This window comes from Iodobacter ciconiae (assembly GCF_003952345.1).
Classification (GTDB): Bacteria; Pseudomonadota; Gammaproteobacteria; order Burkholderiales; family Chitinibacteraceae; genus Iodobacter; species Iodobacter ciconiae.
Window position 1 is genome coordinate 1,487,769 of record NZ_CP034433.1, and the last position, 16,978, is coordinate 1,504,746.

The 16,978-nt window shown below is 48.1% G+C and carries 12 protein-coding genes; 5 read left to right on the forward strand and 7 right to left on the reverse strand.

Annotation, left to right across the window (positions count from 1 at the left end; genetic code table 11):
• Positions 1-2 precede the first annotated feature (2 nt).
• Genes EJO50_RS06520 through EJO50_RS06530 form a run of 3 tightly spaced genes read left to right on the forward strand, consistent with a single transcriptional unit; the run spans position 3 to position 2,769 of the window.
• On the forward strand, positions 3-1,682 hold the full coding sequence (locus EJO50_RS06520; protein WP_125972579.1) for an esterase/lipase family protein: 1,680 nt from the start codon (positions 3-5) through the stop codon (positions 1,680-1,682).
• Positions 1,679-1,906, forward strand: a complete 228-nt coding sequence (locus EJO50_RS06525; protein ID WP_125972581.1) for a hypothetical protein — start codon at positions 1,679-1,681, stop codon at positions 1,904-1,906. The genes EJO50_RS06520 and EJO50_RS06525 overlap by 4 nt, the downstream gene beginning before the upstream one ends.
• A gap of 26 nt (positions 1,907-1,932) precedes the next feature.
• Positions 1,933-2,769: a T6SS immunity protein Tli4 family protein gene (locus EJO50_RS06530; RefSeq protein ID WP_125972583.1), complete on the forward strand. Its 837-nt coding sequence runs from the start codon at positions 1,933-1,935 to the stop codon at positions 2,767-2,769.
• A 276-nt stretch (positions 2,770-3,045) separates the two neighbouring features.
• On the opposite strand, the gene EJO50_RS06535 is transcribed toward EJO50_RS06530, so the two are convergent.
• From EJO50_RS06535 to EJO50_RS06545, 3 genes are all read right to left on the reverse strand, one after another.
• Positions 3,046-4,863, reverse strand: a complete 1,818-nt coding sequence (locus EJO50_RS06535) for a sensor domain-containing diguanylate cyclase (RefSeq protein WP_125972585.1) — start codon at positions 4,861-4,863, stop codon at positions 3,046-3,048.
• Positions 4,864-4,970: 107 nt separating this feature from the next.
• Positions 4,971-6,149 (reverse strand): DUF2863 family protein, encoded by a 1,179-nt coding sequence (locus EJO50_RS06540; RefSeq protein ID WP_125972587.1) that lies wholly within the window; start codon positions 6,147-6,149, stop codon positions 4,971-4,973.
• A 251-nt stretch (positions 6,150-6,400) separates the two neighbouring features.
• Positions 6,401-7,921, reverse strand: a complete 1,521-nt coding sequence (locus EJO50_RS06545) for a DEAD/DEAH box helicase (RefSeq protein WP_125972589.1) — start codon at positions 7,919-7,921, stop codon at positions 6,401-6,403.
• 388 nt (positions 7,922-8,309) lie between these two features.
• Between EJO50_RS06545 and acnB the strand changes: the two genes are divergently transcribed.
• Together acnB and EJO50_RS06555 are read left to right on the forward strand one after the other, a co-directional pair.
• Positions 8,310-10,883 carry a bifunctional aconitate hydratase 2/2-methylisocitrate dehydratase gene (gene acnB, locus EJO50_RS06550; protein WP_125976339.1) on the forward strand — a complete coding sequence of 858 codons (2,574 nt, stop codon included), beginning with the start codon at positions 8,310-8,312 and terminating at the stop codon, positions 10,881-10,883.
• A 215-nt stretch (positions 10,884-11,098) separates the two neighbouring features.
• Positions 11,099-12,208, forward strand: a complete 1,110-nt coding sequence (locus EJO50_RS06555) for an aromatic ring-hydroxylating oxygenase subunit alpha (protein WP_125972591.1) — start codon at positions 11,099-11,101, stop codon at positions 12,206-12,208.
• Between the two features lie 14 nt (positions 12,209-12,222).
• Here the strand turns inward: EJO50_RS06555 and EJO50_RS06560 are convergent, their stop codons facing one another.
• The 4 genes from EJO50_RS06560 to EJO50_RS06575 form a co-directional block, all read right to left on the reverse strand.
• Positions 12,223-12,972 (reverse strand): IS5 family transposase, encoded by a 750-nt coding sequence (locus tag EJO50_RS06560; RefSeq protein ID WP_125971449.1) that lies wholly within the window; start codon positions 12,970-12,972, stop codon positions 12,223-12,225.
• A gap of 164 nt (positions 12,973-13,136) precedes the next feature.
• Positions 13,137-14,300, reverse strand: coding sequence for a murein transglycosylase A (mltA, locus tag EJO50_RS06565; protein WP_125972593.1), 1,164 nt, complete (start codon positions 14,298-14,300; stop codon positions 13,137-13,139).
• Complete coding sequence (locus EJO50_RS06570) at positions 14,297-14,542, reverse strand: PhaM family polyhydroxyalkanoate granule multifunctional regulatory protein (RefSeq protein ID WP_125972595.1); 246 nt, start codon at positions 14,540-14,542, stop codon at positions 14,297-14,299. Before EJO50_RS06570 ends, mltA begins: the two co-directional genes overlap by 4 nt.
• Positions 14,543-14,632: 90 nt before the next feature.
• Entirely contained in the window at positions 14,633-16,903 is a 2,271-nt protein-coding gene (locus tag EJO50_RS06575; RefSeq protein WP_125972597.1) for an NADP-dependent malic enzyme, read from the reverse strand.
• Positions 16,904-16,978 lie beyond the last annotated feature (75 nt).

Genomic DNA, 16,978 nt, shown 5'->3' on the forward strand with positions numbered 1-16,978 from the left:
CCATGCCAACACCACAGCCAATATCTCAATCTATCCCAACCCAGCAAAATGCGGATGGCTCTCAACATGCTGAAGGCTTTACCACCCCTAAAGACTTAGACACAGTGCAAAGTGCGTCATTTTTGCCGGAGCGGGTTATTCCCGTGATTCTTATCCCCGGTATTATGGGTAGTAACTTGCGAATCAAAAATGAGGATCGGCTCAAACAGCTGAATAAAAGTAGTGATATTGCATGGCGCCCAGATCGGATGACTTGGGGGCTGGGCATGCTGTTTACTGGCGCAGAAGGACGCCAGTTGGCGCTAGATCCCGGTACAACAGAAGTGGATATCTATGACCCTAAGCAAGATAAAAAGGGCAAAGAGTCTTCAGAAGACAGGAACAATAATGTGAGCGTTGCCAAAGGCTCCCCTCTGCTTATTGGCGGCAGCAAAAAAACCGCCACGCAAAAAGCGCGTGAACGAGGCTGGGGTGAAGTGATGTTTGATAGCTATGGTGGTGTACTCAATACCATGGAAGTTCAACTCAACCTTGCTTTTGCTAACGCTGAACTTAGCCCCGAAGGCAAAAAAATCGTTGAGGGAGACCCTGCTAACTGGGAGCTGGATAAAAAATACACACTCACAAAAATCACTGAAGATGAATTGAAACAAGTGATGACTAATTGCTACTTTCCTGTTCATGCCTTTGGCTATAACTGGCTGGAATCAAATGGGATCTCTGGCAAGAAATTAGCAGAACGGATTGATAAGCTAATCGAGGGCTATAAGGCTCAAGGCAAGAAGTGCGAAAAAGTCATCCTGGTTACCCACTCTATGGGCGGTTTAGTTGCCCGTGCTATTTGTCATCCGGCCCATGGCAAGCTGAACGATAAAGTGCTTGGGATCGTGCATGGCGTAATGCCAGCCTTGGGCGCTGCTGCCGCCTATCGCCGGATGCGGGCAGGCTGGGAAAGTGGCGGGATTGTCTCCCGTGTATTGGGGCATAAAGGTCCAAACGTTACTGCTGTTTTAGCCAATGCTCAGGGAGGATTGGAACTTGCGCCGAACGAAGAGTATGGCAAGGACTGGTTAAAGTTTGTTAATAAAAACGGAATAGACCTTGGAAGTCGGCCTAAGACAGGAGATCCCTATGCTGAGATTTACAAGGTCAGCACAAAAGAAAAATGGTGGGGTTTATTGGTAGAAGATTGGCTTAATCCTGCAGGATTGGATGAAGCTGGATTGGTTTCGAGCCAAAAGAAAATAATTAAAGCACAGCTCTATCATTCAGATATTGCATCTTATTATCATGAAATAAGTTATGCCCACTATGGCAATGACCCAAAACACAAAGCATTTAAAGATGTTGTTTGGGAATTGGATACGCCTGAGTTATATACAGATGATGATATTGATGAGCTGGAAATTGATAGCGATAACGAAACGGGGACGTTGAAGTTAAAAAATAAAAAGACTGGCCAAATTATTAAAGCGCGCATTCTCGATCCGAAAGACCCCGGGGATGAAACCGTGCCCGCTTACTCGGCTGATGACCAGTTAAATTGCAATAGTCCTACATTTAAGGCAATTTTTAGGCAAACAGGCTACGAGCATCAAGATAGTTATAAAAATATAAACGCAGTTTCCTCAACAATCCATTCTATTATTCGCATTGCACAAAAAATGGAGTGGTCAGTATGATTAATGTTAATCATTGGGCAAAGAATTACCTTGGTTTACTAATTATTGGAATTGTTGCCAGTACACCATCATTTGCAGATAAAGGTTATAAAATGAAGCAGAACAACTCTAAAATTGAAGCATTGTTTAAACAGACAAAACCAGTATGTTTCGGTCGATTTATTATTAATGCACCAGTAACGGCGGTAGTTTCGTGGGGGAGACACGTGTTAATTATAAAATAACGTCATACCCAAGTGCTGGTTCAAAAATGCCCTTAGAAATTCGAGAAAAAACAGAAGAAATAAAAGCAATTAAGCACATCCGAGAACCATCAACCTTTATTGGCATATTTGATGGGCCAAACAAAGACAGTAAGATTGTCTTAGGGTATGAAGATTACACTTCTAATTTAGGCGTGCAAATTCATTCATTTATTCGATTGGGTGATTCGGGATTTGTACAAAAAGCCAGTGGCGCTCCTTTAAGTTCTTCAAAGACAGAATTCAAGCATGACAAACAAGCGTACCAAGGGTTAGTGTCTGAATTTCAGGAAATTGCAGGTTTGTTGCGTTCGAGAGCGGATTCAGAAATCCCCGAAGTTCCGGGCATTTGCATCGAAGCGGGCTTTATTCCTGAAACTAATGGAAAATACCACGAAATGACCTCGATAGGCTTTAGCTTCCCTGAATATCCAGACGTTCGATTTTCGATTTTGACGATTCGGAAAGATAAAGTAAATCCTAAAAGTAGCCTCGAAAACATAATGAAAAATGCCAAAGAAGAGGCTGGTTTATTTGGGTTAACGTCATTGTTTAGTCAAATTAAAGTTTTGCGCAAAGGCGAGCGTAAAATCGGTGATTGGGATGGCGCGGAGCAATTATCGTGGATGCCCCCTGACGAAAAAGGCATGCCGTGGACGCATGAATTTAAATTCAAATCGATTGGCGTGGCAAAAGATATGTTCAGGCCATATATAGACATGGAATTAAGTACCGGCGTAAGCAAAAATAGCCGAGGGGTGAATGAACCCAGCCTTAAAGATGATGAGGCCATTGCGCTATGGGATAAACTCATCGCTTCAATTCAAACGCGGCCCGTAAAGTAAATGATATTTACGCTCAAAAAATTAATCGCAGCGGCATCAAAGGAAGGGCAAAGCGCTATTAGATAAACGATATGCCATCTGCCAGGCGCAGCCGGAACATAGCGTAACAGAAGCTGGGATTGGGGTTGGAAAAATGCAGCACAAGCTAAGCCGGACCAGTCCTCTATAAATGGCTAACCCCGCCTTTCGGTAAGGTCCGCTGTCAGACTAAGTTAAAATTTCTTCATAAAAAAACGCCACAGAGGCTGCAGTGGCGTTTTTTTATGGGGCAGTCTTTTATTTTAAGGTGATGCCGGAAGGTGTTTCGGCAATTTCTACGCGATTTTTGCCTAATTTTTTAGCCTGGTACATGGCCTGATCTGCACGCTCAATGACTTGATCACGAACTTCGCCCGGTAATGTAAGTGCGATGCCTGCACTAAATGTAATGAGTAATTTTTCATTATTATTTAAGAAAAAGCGTTTGGTTAGCTCACGCTGCAAACGCTGTACAACACTCACTGCTTCGTTAATATCCGTTTCGGGTAAAATCAGTACGAATTCTTCACCACCATAGCGAGCTACGGAGTCACTTGGGCGTAGCAGATCCTTGATGACCGAGACCAAATGCACCAACGCGGCATCGCCTGCGGCGTGGCCCTGGCTGTCATTTAATTTCTTGAAGTTATCAATGTCCAGTAATCCAATGCTTAAGGGGCTTTCATTACGCAGCGCTCTGGCTAGCTCGATATCAAAGATCTCTTCCAGTCCGCGGCGATTAAGCGCCCCGGTCAGCTGATCTGTACGTATTTTCTGGCTCACCTGGGTGAGCTCTTGTTCGAGTTCGGTAATCCGGCGCTGCGCATTATCTGCCTGGGCCCGTGCTTCGATTAAATCATCACGCGAACGTCGCACATCAAGCTGCATGCTGCGTGTATCGCCCAGTAATGATTCCAGAACATCCTTAATGCTATTCAGGTTATTTGCCTGCTGAATTTGCTCTGTATATTCGCTGATTTTGCTGTGGTATTGATCGGTACTGTCCGACATTACACTCAGGCGGTCAATAAAAGTAGCGATCATGTTTTTAAGTACGGCTTGTGTCTCTACAAGGTTGTGCTTGATTTGCCCCTGTTTAAACAGTACTTCTTTTAAACCTGCCTCGGCGTCATAAATGACTTTCATGTCCAGGGGCTGAGCCATGATGGCCTGTACTACTGCTACTTGTCCGCGCACCCATTCATCTTCAATTACGACCTCAGCCATATTGTCGGTCAGCAGGCGCAGCAGGCCCATCAAGCCGTCACAGAGCCGAATTTCTTGATCATTTTGTAATTCCAGCCTTAGCCAGAATTTGCGTAGTCTTGGCATCAGCTTTTGCGTGCCGGCATTGTTGCTGACCGAAGCTACCTCAACAGCAAGGCTTGCTACCTCTGCCTGCAGATCAATATTGTGTGAAAGCCTGCCTTCTATGCCCACAGTCAGTGCGGCTATAAGTGCATCACGCCAATCGTGCCAGTCTGCGTGATCCTGATCTGGTGAGCTGCTGTTTGAATTGCTGCCTGAGCTACTGCTGCTTGGTTCAGAAAAGTCAGAAAGAACGTCCGGGTTTTCGCTGTTTTCTACACTTGCACCGGACCATGCTTTTGTCAGGGCAGATAGCTTTTCATTGAGAGAGTTGGCGTCGCTGCCAAAATTAATGAGTACTTTTTCCAGTGATTCTTGCTTGCGGCTGGGGGTGTAGACAGGGTTGCGTAATTCCCATTGGCGAATCAAATCACGAATCAGATCTGCCCAGCCTCGGCTTAATTCTGTTTGCCCGCCCTGGCTTTCAATACTCCGGATAATCAGTGCAGGCATATTTGCCCAGCTGGACTGGGCGGCCTGTTTATAGAGCTGTTCGATATTTCGTTGTAATTCGGGGGTTTGCCGGGGAAATTCACCCATGCTGGCGATCAAATCTTTAATAACAGGGTGAAGCTTGTCGTTGTCTGCCGTGCCTGCAATCTCATGATAAATTGACTCGTAATGGTCAGGTGTCGGAGGCACCCTGCGCATAGTGAGCTGCTTGAGTGTTTCACGAGCAATATCGGTGGGATTGCTGAACTTTTGCATGGTAAGTCGTTTTGGTTAGAGGGGGCGAGGTGATTATAGTCGATTGGACTCAGTCATGTGATATGTGTTGCAGTGGCAAACCGATAGGGTTGCCACTGCAAAAAACGTTAGTGCAGATGCGTAGATGATAGGGTGTCACTGGCCTCCGGTATTTCTATATGCAGTAAATCGCCACTTAAATCCGGAAATAGCGGGTTCCCGCAGTCATCGCACTGATCCATCGGAAAAGAGTGTTCGTGGGCGACAATATCGTGCACTCCTGCTGCGCGCAAAATGGCTTCAATCTCAGCAACACAATCTGTCTGCTCATCTTCGCCGTCCAGTAGTGGCCAGACTACGCCATGCAGTATGGGCTCTTCATTTCGGCGGATGAAGCCGATTCTGTATTCTTCCAGCTGGCGTCCGTGGCATGCTGCAATCACGCAGGTCAATTGGGATGCTTCAATATCAAGCATAAGTTGCAAGAATGAAACAGTTGCTCTGAGTGAGTAGCCTCGTGAAGCACGGTCAGATTCGCGCCATGCAGCAAAGTATGAAAGAGGGGTAAGTGATTCCATGGCGCAACCGGCAAATAAAGATTGCAAAGAATCAAGTCCTTGTTTTTGCCACTGGCTAAGCACCTCTTTGCGAATGCCATCTTCCTCTTGCCAGCGAAATAGTGCCTGTCCGGCAGGGGCGGCAACTGCACCGAGTAAATAGCGGGTATCGGTTAAAAAGGCTGCGGGTTCGGCGCTGTTGGCCTGCTCGCAAGCGAGAGTGCCGTTTTCTACACTTAGCGTGGCCAGCATTTTGCTGAGCTTGGCTGTGTTGCAATAGCCTTGCGGAAGCTGGTCGGGACTAAATAAAAAGTCGGCTATCGAGAAGCAGGTATCTTTGGCAAAAACCTGCTCGGCTAGATGCTTGCGTAAGTTTTCAATCCTTTCTGTTCCAAGTTGCCCGGATGGAATACTAAAGCGTGACCAGGCCAGAAGAGGTACGGCAAACATGACGCTCTGGCCCTCTTGTTTGCCAAGTGTTACACGATGAGTCTCTGTGCACGCTTCGATGATATCTGCGAGCTCGTTCCATGCTTGCGGATCTGTTTTAGACAGAGTGTCAAGAGCGCTGTTAAGCGTGTCTTCATCTTCATCAATAAGAATTTCTTCGATCTGCCGTGTTAGCTTGTCTTGCCAGAAGCGATCTTCAGCAAGGGTGCAGGAGATCGAAAGACTGCTCGCAATATGGATTAATTCATCAACTTCAGCGGTGCCGCGGCTACGGCGAACGGTACGGGGGGGCTTAATCATTTTCTCGTCTTATGTATGTATTAATCTGATGCTGTTATTGTATTAAATCGTGCCTTCAAGGAGTGCATGCCTCGTTTATGTAGCAAGGGAGCCAGAAAGGTAAAGATGGTATTGTGCGCTATACCTGATTTTTAAAGTGAGCTCAAAAGTAAAAACAGCCCATCTGTAAAGGATGGGCTGTTCATTAATCTAAAAACACTGGCTTATTATATACCTGCATACATTGGCCAGAAATTCATGAGATGACTCAATTACCAGCTGGCGCGACGCTGACGTGTTTCGCCGTTGCTAGCCGGGCGCTCTGCGCGGGGAGCGCCACCATCACGGCTGCCACTGCGAAAGCTGCCCGGGTTGCTGTTTGGGTTGTGTGAGCCGCCGCCAAATGTGCCGCGTGATTCACGTGATTCGCTGCCTGCGCCGCGAGTATCTGCACCACGGGATTCATTGCGACGTTTGTCGCCGTAGCCGCCGCCATTACCCGCATAGCCACCGGTGCTTGCGCCGGCATAACCGCCACCATGGGGGCGCTTGCCTTTGTAGCCGCCAGAAGGCTTACGATCACCGTAACCGCCACCATTGCCACCTTGGCCTGGCTTGAAGCGAGCCTCAAGACCTGACAGGGATACGGTGCCGAAATCGATGTTGTAACGACGACGAATGCGTGTCAATAACATGAAGTCGTTTTTAGTAACCAGTGAAATGGCTTTACCGGTACGACCCGCGCGGCCAGTACGACCTACACGGTGAATATAATCTTCAGCAAAGCGTGGTAAATCAAAGTTCAGAACCAGGCCAATGCCGGCAACGTCAATCCCGCGGGCCGCAACGTCGGTGGCAACCAGGATATCGATTTCGGCACGGCGCAGACGATCTAAAGTGCGGCGACGGTCGCGTTGAGCTAAGTCACCGTGCATTGCTGCAGCGCGAAAACCCTCAAGCTTCAGCCATTCAGCCAGATTGTCTGCATCTGCTTTAGTTGCCGTAAACACGATTGATTGTGTTTCACTGGCTTCTTTTAGCAAGGCAGCAACCAGTTTTTGTTTGTGTTCATAACCGTCGGCATAATGAACTGCCTGCTCGATTTGCGGCTGGGCATTAACTGTAACTTCCATTTCCACCAGACGTGGATCACGCAGCATCGGGCCGGCAAAACGCTGAACAGTTTCTGAAAGTGTTGCAGAGAACAGGGCAGTTTGACGATCTTTAGGCATGGCAGAAACAATGGCTTCAACTTCATCAATAAAACCCATGTCCAGCATGCGGTCTGCTTCGTCCAGAACCAGCATATCCAGGCGGCCAAAATCAATACGACCACCGCGCATCAGGTCGGATAAACGACCTGGTGTTGCAACCAGAACTTCGTAAGGTTGTGCCAGCATGCGGTTTTGAACAGGATAAGGAACACCACCTACCACGCAAGCAACCTTGCAACGAGGGATCAGTTTGCAGTAATCTGTAGCCACTTTAGCAACTTGCTCGGCCAGTTCACGAGTCGGGGTAAGAACCAGAACGCGTGGGCCGCGGGCATTGTGTTTGGCAGGTTTAAATAATTTATGCAGTGCTGGCAGCAAAAATGCTGCAGTCTTACCTGTACCCGTTTGCGCAGAAGCCATCACATCATGGCCAGCCATCAATTGTGGAATTGCAGCAGCTTGTACTGGGGTAGGGCTGGTGATGCCCAGTTTAGTTAGCTCTTGCACCAGTTCAGTGGCAAGGCCCATTTCGGCAAAAGCATTAACATGGGAATCAGAATGAGTGTCGCGATGTGGCATGAATATTCCTTTGAATATATCCCGGCGAGCGGGAAGACGGGCGCATTCCGGAATTAAATACGGAAATCGGCCGTCAGCGTTACATCGACGCTAACCGGTCAATCCGCATCTCATACAGCACAGGCGGGGGAAGGTCAGGGTACGATGGGAGTTTGTGCAAAGCACAAAGAAGGTTGCGGATCATACCCATAGACAAACGAAAACGCAAGCTAAATCGGCTTAGCTTCCTTGGCTCATCTGTCAAATGGCAGAGCGCCATAACGGCGCGTTATATTGTAGTGAGGTAAAAGTCGTTACACTTTGATTCACATCTAAAAGCCAGACAGGTAAAATGTCACTGTCTGCAGTTTTCCAGACACTCTCCCATCATCACTTGAAAGGTCCAACCGTGCTAGAAGTCTATCGTCAGCATGTTGCAGAGCGCGCAGCACAGGGTATTCCAGCGCTTCCACTGAATGTTTCGCAGACCACCGATTTAATTGAACTGTTGAAAAATCCGCCTCAGGGTGAAGAGGCCTTTCTTGTCGATCTGATTACTTATCGCGTTCCTGCCGGTGTTGATAACGCCGCTAAAGTAAAAGCCTCTTATTTAGCAGCGGTTGCTCACGGTACGGAAGTATGCCGTTTGATCAGCCGCGCTCAGGCAACCGAATTACTGGGCACGATGTTAGGTGGCTTTAATATTGCGCCGCTGGTCGATTTGCTCGACGACGCAGCAGTTGCCGCCATTGCTGCCGCTGCGCTATCCAAAACATTATTAATGTTTGATGCCTTTCATGACGTTAAGAGTAAGGCGGATGCAGGTAATGCTTTTGCCAAGCAGGTTTTGCAATCCTGGGCAGATGCAGAATGGTTTACCAGTCGCCCGGCTGTGCCTGAGAAAGTAACTCTGACGGTATTCAAAGTTTCCGGTGAAACTAATACCGATGATCTGTCGCCTGCACCAGATGCCTGGTCACGTCCGGATATCCCGCTTCACGCGCTTGCAATGCTAAAAAACCCGCGTCCGGGTATTGAGGCAGATCAGCCGGGCAGCGTGGGCCCGATTAAACAGCTGGATGCACTTAAAGCCAAGGGCCACAAAATCGCTTATGTTGGCGACGTGGTCGGGACGGGGTCTTCACGTAAATCTGCAACCAATTCGGTACTGTGGTTTACCGGTGATGATATTCCTTATGTGCCAAACAAACGTTTTGGTGGTTTTTGTCTGGGTACAAAAATTGCGCCTATCTTCTTTAATACGATGGAAGACGCGGGTGCTCTGCCGATTGAAGTAGATGTTTCTGCCATGGAAACCGGCGACGTGATTGATGTTTATCCGCTGGAAGGTAAAGTTGAGAAAAACGGAGAGGTTGTTTCAACATTCAGCCTGAAAACAGATGTATTACTGGATGAAGTCCGTGCAGGTGGCCGCATTCCTTTGATTATTGGTCGTGGTTTAACCGATAAAGCACGTGAAGCCCTGGGCTTGGTACCATCTACGGTGTTCAAGCGCCCGGTAGCTCCTGTTGATTCAGGCAAAGGGTTCAGCCTGGCACAGAAAATGGTTGGTAAAGCCTGTGGCGTAACAGGTGTTCGCCCGGAGACCTATTGCGAGCCACGTATGACTTCGGTTGGCTCGCAAGACACCACCGGCCCGATGACCCGTGATGAGCTAAAAGATCTGGCATGCCTTGGTTTTTCTGCTGATCTGGTCATGCAGTCGTTCTGCCACACCGCAGCTTATCCAAAGCCTGTGGATGTGAAAATGCATCACGAATTGCCAGAATTTATCTCAACCCGTGGCGGTGTATCGCTGCGCCCGGGTGATGGTGTGATTCACTCATGGTTAAATCGCTTGCTGCTGCCGGATACTGTTGGCACAGGAGGAGACAGCCATACCCGCTTTCCGATCGGTATTTCTTTTCCGGCAGGCTCCGGCCTCGTGGCTTTTGCTGCAGCAACCGGCGTAATGCCGCTGGATATGCCCGAATCTGTACTGGTACGTTTTAAAGGCGAAATGCAGCCTGGCATCACGCTGCGTGATCTGGTGAACGCTATTCCGCTTTATGCTATCAAGCAAGGCATGCTGACGGTCGAGAAAAAGGGCAAGAAAAATATTTTCTCTGGCCGCATTCTCGAAATCGAAGGCTTGCCAAAGTTAAAAGTTGAGCAAGCATTCGAGCTGTCCGATGCGTCTGCCGAGCGTTCGGCCGCTGGTTGTTCAGTGCAGTTGGATAAAGAGCCGATTGCTGAATATCTAACATCCAATATCACTCTGATGAAATGGATGATTGCTGAAGGCTATGCAGATGCCCGCACTCTGGCGCGCCGTATTGCCGCGATGGAAGAATGGCTGGCTAATCCGGTGCTGATGCAGCCGGATGCAGATGCTGAATATGCCACGATTATTGAAATCGATCTGGCCGATATTAAAGAGCCAATTGTAGCCTGCCCGAATGATCCGGATGATGTGAAGTTCTTGTCTGAAGTGGCTGGGGACACCATCGATGAAGTGTTTATCGGTTCTTGCATGACCAATATCGGTCATTTCCGTGCTGCATCTAAACTGCTTGAAGGCAAGAGTGATATTCCGGTACGCCTGTGGATTGCGCCGCCTACCAAAATGGATGCGCAGCAGCTGACAGAAGAAGGTCATTACGGTGTATTAGGCCGTACTGGCGCACGTATGGAAATGCCGGGCTGCTCGCTGTGTATGGGCAATCAGGCGCAAGTACGTAAAGGCTCGACCGCGTTTTCAACATCGACTCGTAACTTTCCGAATCGCTTAGGGATTGATACCCGCGTTTATCTGGGCTCGGCCGAGCTGGCTTCGGTTTGTGCAATGCTGGGTAAGATTCCAACACATGCCGAATACCTTGCAAATATTGGGATCCTTGAGCAGAAATCGGGTGAGGTGTACCGCTACCTGAATTTTGATCAAATCAAGCGTTATAGCGATATTGCAGCAGATGTGAAGTAAGTCAATACCACCACTTGCCACGCCAGGTAGTGGTTTTTTGGGTGATTTCGCCAGATAACTTGCCTAAAGTGGCTTGTTTCGGCGAAAATCACGATCCTTTGCGAGTCGGGCACCATGCCCGGCTTTTTTATTGATGGCTTGCCCACCCATCTGATGTTCGCTGTGGATGCAGCGGTAGTGGCAAGACCTCTTAGACCTTCTTGGGGGTGTGGGATATGTTTAATCAGGCAAACATTGCCGTTGTGCAAGACAAAATCGATTTACAATTACCGGTAAATGCTTATTTTGATGAGCAACTTTATCAGCTGGAACAAACCCGTTTATTTGCTCATGGCCCGCGTTATATCGGCCATGAATTGATGGTGCCGCAAGTTGGCGATTATCATGTGCTTGAAGCAGATAAGGGCGCGCGGTATTTAAAGCGTAGCGAAGAGGGTGTGGGTCTGCTTTCCAATATATGTCGCCACCGCCAGGCTTTGATGCTGGAAGGGCGCGGCAATCAAACGCATACAGTTTGCCCTGTTCATCGCTGGACCTACGATGCAAAAGGCACGCTATTGGGTGCGCCACATTTCAAAAAAAATCCTTGCCTGCATTTACCCAATACGCCTTTACAAGTCTGGAATGGATTATTGTTTGAATCAGGCCGTGATATTGAAGGTGATTTAAAAAATCTAGGAGTCGCTAAAGATCTGGATTTTTCTAAATACGTATTTCACAGCGTAGTGGTTGATGAATATGAAGGTAACTGGAAAACATTTATTGAAGTTTATTTAGAGGATTACCACGTTGATCCTTTTCATCCAGGCCTTGGGCGTTTTGTTGAATGTGCTGATTTGGCTTGGGAGTTTGGTGACTGGTATTCAGTACAAACGGTGGGCATACACAATGAATTAGCTAAGCCCGGCTCAAAGGTTTATGCAGACTGGCATGCGGAATTAATGCGCTATGGCAAAGGCAAAGCGCCAAAGCATGGTGCAATCTGGCTAACCTATTATCCCAATATTATGGTGGAGTGGTATCCGCATACACTGGTGATTTCAACCATTATTCCAACCGGGCCACGTAGTTATAAAAACGTGGTTGAATTTTATTATCCGGAAGATATAGCGTGGTTTGAGCCTGAATTACTAGCGGCAGAGCAGGCAGCTTATGCTGAAACAGCTATTGAGGATCAGGATATCATCCGCAGAATGGAGGCTGGCCGTAGCGCACTTTATGCTGCTGGACGTAATGAAACGGGACCGTATCAAAACCCGATGGAGGAGGGCATGCGCCATTTTCATGCGTTTTTACGCAGGGAATTAGGTAGTGCCATTCGCTAGGGTCTGTTGACGTTTCACATCGGTAGCCATAAAAATGCGCACGCCATGGCTATGACACTTTCATAATTTCGCTTCAACTTGTCATATCGGAATGCCACTGCGCGGTAATGCTTCAATCGCGCAAAAGCATTCTCGACCAAATGTCGATAGCAATACAGCCCACGATCTAGATCCACATTCCCTTTGATTGAATTACGTTTTCTGGGAATCACTGATCGCGCACCCTGCGCAGAAATCAGCCCTCGAAGGTACTCACTATCGTACCCCTTATCTGCGATGATCACTTCGGCTGAAGGCAGTTGGGCAATCAGCTCTGGGGCGGCAGTACAATCATTAATCTCGCCTCCGGTAATTTCGAAGGCAATCGGCAAACCATAAGCATCTACCGCCAAATGAATTTTGCTGGTGTTCCCTGCACGGCTTTTGCCAATCGCTTCAGATTGATCGCTGGCCGCCCCGGCGCTGTGTTGATGCGCCTTGGCATAGCTACCATCAATGAATACCCATTCAAAATCGGGGTCGATCAGTAAGGCTTTGAAAATATTGAGCCATTTCCCAGCTACAGACCAAGCATTAAAGCGTTTATAGACTGAATTCCATTCACCAAAGGCGCTGGGTAAATCCCGCCACGGGCAGCCAACGCGCATGCGGTAAAACATTCCTTCGACGGTAATTCGTAAATCAGGCTTGTTGTAAATGGTGTGTTGAAGCAGAATCTTTTCTAGCTTCGACCAAAGCTCGTTACTGAGCATTAATCGGGGCATCGCAAACCTGTAGGGGAAATGGTGTAGGAACCTGAATTCTGCGGGTTTGCATCCGTCATTGCATGACTTTAGCTTGAAACGTCAACAGACCCTAGGCCATAGATAAGAAGGGCAGTAAAATTGCGGCCCTTCTTATGCGTATTTTTTATCCAAATAGCAGGCAATCAATCTCCTTTAGGTAATGCCTGCCCGTTGGGCCAAATAAGCCAAAGCTGGCCGCTTTGTTTCATTTTTCCAGCCAATTCTCCAGCCGCATCTCCTGTTCCCCAAAAGAAATCTGCCCGTATGGTGCCGTGAATTGCTCCACCTGTATCTTGTGCCGCCACCAAACGATGGATTCCCCCGCCGTTATCTGGCCGGTCTGTTGCAATAAAACTCATGCTGCCAAGAGGAATGATTCTTTTATCGACAGCAATGCTAAAACCGGCGGTCAGCGGAATATTTTGTGCGCCGACAGGGCCGTCACCGGATGGAGGTAAGGTACGAAAAAACACATAGCTCGGGTTGCTAGTTAGCAGATCGTCGATGTGATCAGGATGGGCATCCGCCCAGCTTCTGATGCTTTGCATTGAAACATCGGCAGCGTTTAACTCGCCTTGCTCGACGAGCCAGCGCCCAATAGGCCTGTAAGGATGACCATTTTGATCTGCATAACCTAGTCTGAGCTCTTTGCCATCTTTTAAACGAACCCGTCCAGAGCCTTGAATTTGTAAAAACTGTACATCCATCGGGCTTTCCAGCCAGGCCAGTATAGGAGCATCCAGATTCTTCTTGGCAATATCGCCATGGCTAAAATAGGGCAGCAGCTTATTGCCAACTAGCCGGCCTCGTACACGTTTGCCCTTTAATTCCGGATAAAGTTCGGCTAGCTCGACCGTAATCATATCTTTAGGCGGAGCATAAACGGGGTAGATGGCCTGGCTCGATTTCTGTGTGCTGCCAGAATAAACTGGTTCGTAATAACCTGTAATTAAGCCTGTCTGGCTGCCATCCGAATTAGTAAGCTGATAGGGGGTAAAGTTTGATTCGATAAACGCTTGTGCATTTTGCGCGGTAATATCACCCGCCTCTTTGCAAAGCTTCAGCCATGGCTCGCTTCGTAATTTAGCGCAGGATTTCTTCCATGTATTGAAGCTCGTTGCCAAATCATCTCCCGGCCAGCTCGGGAGGGCTGACCATGAGCTTTGCTGATAGGGTGATTGAATCGGTGTTTCTGCGGGAGCCGGGCCTGTGGCCGGCGTTTGTAATGTTGGCGTAGCGCAGGCAGCCAAAAGCCCCGCAGCAAAAGCGGCGAGGCTGAGTGAGCGGGCAGAGCGGGTATAAATCATGGGGCCTTTGGGTCAAGTCCTTGCTTAAAAGCAGCAATCCCTGCTTTTTGCATTTCTAACGTTTTAACCGTTACTTGCAGCATGCCTATCTGCATAGAAAGCCACTGCTCCACAGTACGGCATTCTGCGATTTTACGATCTATTTCTTCAATCGTCATGGGCGGGGTAAAAGGATTTCCTGCCGTCGGTTTGAAAAATTGGGAAAATAAACCGAATGGATCATTGGAATTGTATTCACTCATATTGTTCCCTTTTGTGAAAAATAAAAAAGCCCGAACATCAAGGCAAAAGGGCACGTATGCTTTTGTCTGATGTCGGGCTTCACAGCATTTTTAGCCTTTTGATGCTGCTTCTACTGCTGCTAAGGCTGCCATATTAACGATACGGCGCACCGATGCCGTAGGTGTCAGAATATGTACAGGAGCTGCCAGGCCCATTAGCATCGGCCCGATGGTTACTCCGTCACCGCAGGTCATTTTTAATAAATTAAATGAGATATTTGCGGAATCCAGATTCGGCATAATTAACAGATTAGCCTCCCCCTTCAGAGTCGATGTTGGAAACACCTGCTGACGTACCGTGGCCGATAGGGCTGCATCACCATGCATTTCACCATCCACCTCAAGATCAGGCGCACGCTCGCGCAAGATAGCTAAAGTGGCACGCATTTTACGGGCAGAAGGCGTGTCCATGCTGCCAAAACTGGAATGACTCAGTAGCGCCACTTTGGGCTGAATGCCAAACTTACGTACAGTATCTGCCGCCATCATGGTGATTTCGGCCAGCTCTTCCGGGTTTGGATCCTGGTTAACGTAAGTATCGGTAATGAATACATTACCTGTTGGCAGCAGCAAAGCATTCATTGCTGCCGTTACTTTTGCACCTTTTTGCAGCCCCAGTACATTGCTGACATACCAGTGATGGCGTTGATACTGGCCATAAGTGCCACAAATCATGGCATCAGCTTCGCCACGCTGAAGCATCAGCGCGCCAATTAAAGTAGTTTTACGACGCACTTCGGCTTTTGCAAGCTCTTCAGCCACACCACGACGCTTCATGATCTCGTGGTATTGCATCCAGTATTCGCGATAACGTGGATCGTCTTCCTGATTGCATAATTGGAAATCCACACCTGCTTTAATTCGTAAGCCCAGTTTTTCAATGCGCTTTTCAATAATGGCGGGGCGGCCAACAATAATTGGTTGGCAAATCCCCATGTCAACCACTTCTTGCACAGCATGCAGGACACGCTCGTCTTCGCCTTCGCAGAAAATCACCCGTTTATTGGCTTTTTTTGCAGCAGTAAATACCGGACGCATAAATAAATTTGATTTATATACGAATTGCGTCAGCTCTTCGATATATACATCCCAGTCTTCTATCGGCCGGGTAGCAACACCTGATTCCATTGCCGCACGTGCGACAGCAGGGGCAATTTTAATAATCAGGCGCGGGTCAAACGGTTTTGGAATCAGGTAATCAACACCAAAGCTTAAGTTTTGACCGCTATAAGCATCGGCCACTACATCAGATTGCTCGGCATGAGCCAATTCTGCAATGGCATTGACTGCTGCATGTTTCATTGCTTCGTTAATGGTGGTTGCGCCAACATCAAGCGCTCCACGGAAAATAAACGGGAAGCAAAGTACGTTATTAACCTGATTTGGGTAATCCGAGCGCCCGGTGCACACAATTGCATCACTGCGGGCAGCCCGTGCGTCCGGCGGGGTGATTTCCGGGTCCGGATTTGCCAGCGCTAAAATCAGCGGGGTCGCCGACATCAGTTGAATCATGTCACCCGTAACCAAACCTGCTCCTGACAAGCCCAGGAAAATATCTGCACCGGCAAGGGCATCTTTCAGAGTGCGGGATTCGGTATTTTGTGCGTAGCGCTGTTTTGTTTCATCCAGCGGGCCACGGCCTACATAGATGACACCTTTTGAGTCGCACACTGTAACGTTTTCACGTTTTATACCTAAGGAAACCAGTAAATCCAGGCAGGCGATGGCAGCAGCGCCTGCACCTGAAGCTACCAGTTTTACTTCATCAATTTTTTTACCAATCAGGCGCAAGCCGTTTTTAACGGCGGCCCCTACAATAATCGCAGTACCATGCTGGTCGTCATGAAATACCGGGATTTTCATCCGTTCACGCAGCATTTTTTCAACGTAGAAGCATTCTGGTGCTTTAATGTCTTCCAGGTTAATGCCTCCGAAAGTAGGCTCTAGCGAGGCAATGATTTCAACTAGCTTTTCCGGGTCTTTCTCTTCAATTTCAATGTCGAATACATCAATGCCCGCAAATTTCTTAAATAATACGCCTTTGCCTTCCATGACGGGTTTGCTTGCTAATGGGCCAATATCACCCAGGCCGAGTACAGCTGTGCCATTGGTAATAACTGCAACCAAGTTGCCACGCGCAGTAAGATTGCGTGCTTCGCTAGGGTCTTCAACGATAGCATCGCATGCAGCTGCAACGCCCGGGGAGTAGGCCAGCGCCAGATCACGCTGACTAGATAAAGCCTTGGTCGGCGAGACCTGAATTTTACCTGGCTTTGGAAAGCGGTGATATTCGAGGGCTTTCTTGCGAATTTCTTCGTCCATATTTGTATCCCTTGTCAAAAACTAATGAGCTTAATATAGATGCTGTGCTTTCTTTAGGGTGCTTGTAATCAGGTA

What these genes read in the sequence shown, in the direction of transcription:
- EJO50_RS06520 (WP_125972579.1), top strand. Translation starts at nt 3, where the DNA reads ATGCCAACACCACAGCCAATATCTCAATCTATCCCAACCCAGCAAAAT.
- EJO50_RS06525 (WP_125972581.1), top strand. Translation starts at nt 1,679, where the DNA reads ATGATTAATGTTAATCATTGGGCAAAGAATTACCTTGGTTTACTAATT.
- EJO50_RS06530 (WP_125972583.1), top strand. Translation starts at nt 1,933, where the DNA reads ATGCCCTTAGAAATTCGAGAAAAAACAGAAGAAATAAAAGCAATTAAG.
- EJO50_RS06535 (WP_125972585.1), bottom strand. Translation starts at nt 4,863, where the DNA reads ATGCAAAAGTTCAGCAATCCCACCGATATTGCTCGTGAAACACTCAAG.
- EJO50_RS06540 (WP_125972587.1), bottom strand. Translation starts at nt 6,149, where the DNA reads ATGATTAAGCCCCCCCGTACCGTTCGCCGTAGCCGCGGCACCGCTGAA.
- EJO50_RS06545 (WP_125972589.1), bottom strand. Translation starts at nt 7,921, where the DNA reads ATGCCACATCGCGACACTCATTCTGATTCCCATGTTAATGCTTTTGCC.
- EJO50_RS06555 (WP_125972591.1), top strand. Translation starts at nt 11,099, where the DNA reads ATGTTTAATCAGGCAAACATTGCCGTTGTGCAAGACAAAATCGATTTA.
- EJO50_RS06560 (WP_125971449.1), bottom strand. Translation starts at nt 12,972, where the DNA reads ATGCCCCGATTAATGCTCAGTAACGAGCTTTGGTCGAAGCTAGAAAAG.
- mltA (WP_125972593.1), bottom strand. Translation starts at nt 14,300, where the DNA reads ATGATTTATACCCGCTCTGCCCGCTCACTCAGCCTCGCCGCTTTTGCT.
- EJO50_RS06570 (WP_125972595.1), bottom strand. Translation starts at nt 14,542, where the DNA reads ATGAGTGAATACAATTCCAATGATCCATTCGGTTTATTTTCCCAATTT.
- EJO50_RS06575 (WP_125972597.1), bottom strand. Translation starts at nt 16,903, where the DNA reads ATGGACGAAGAAATTCGCAAGAAAGCCCTCGAATATCACCGCTTTCCA.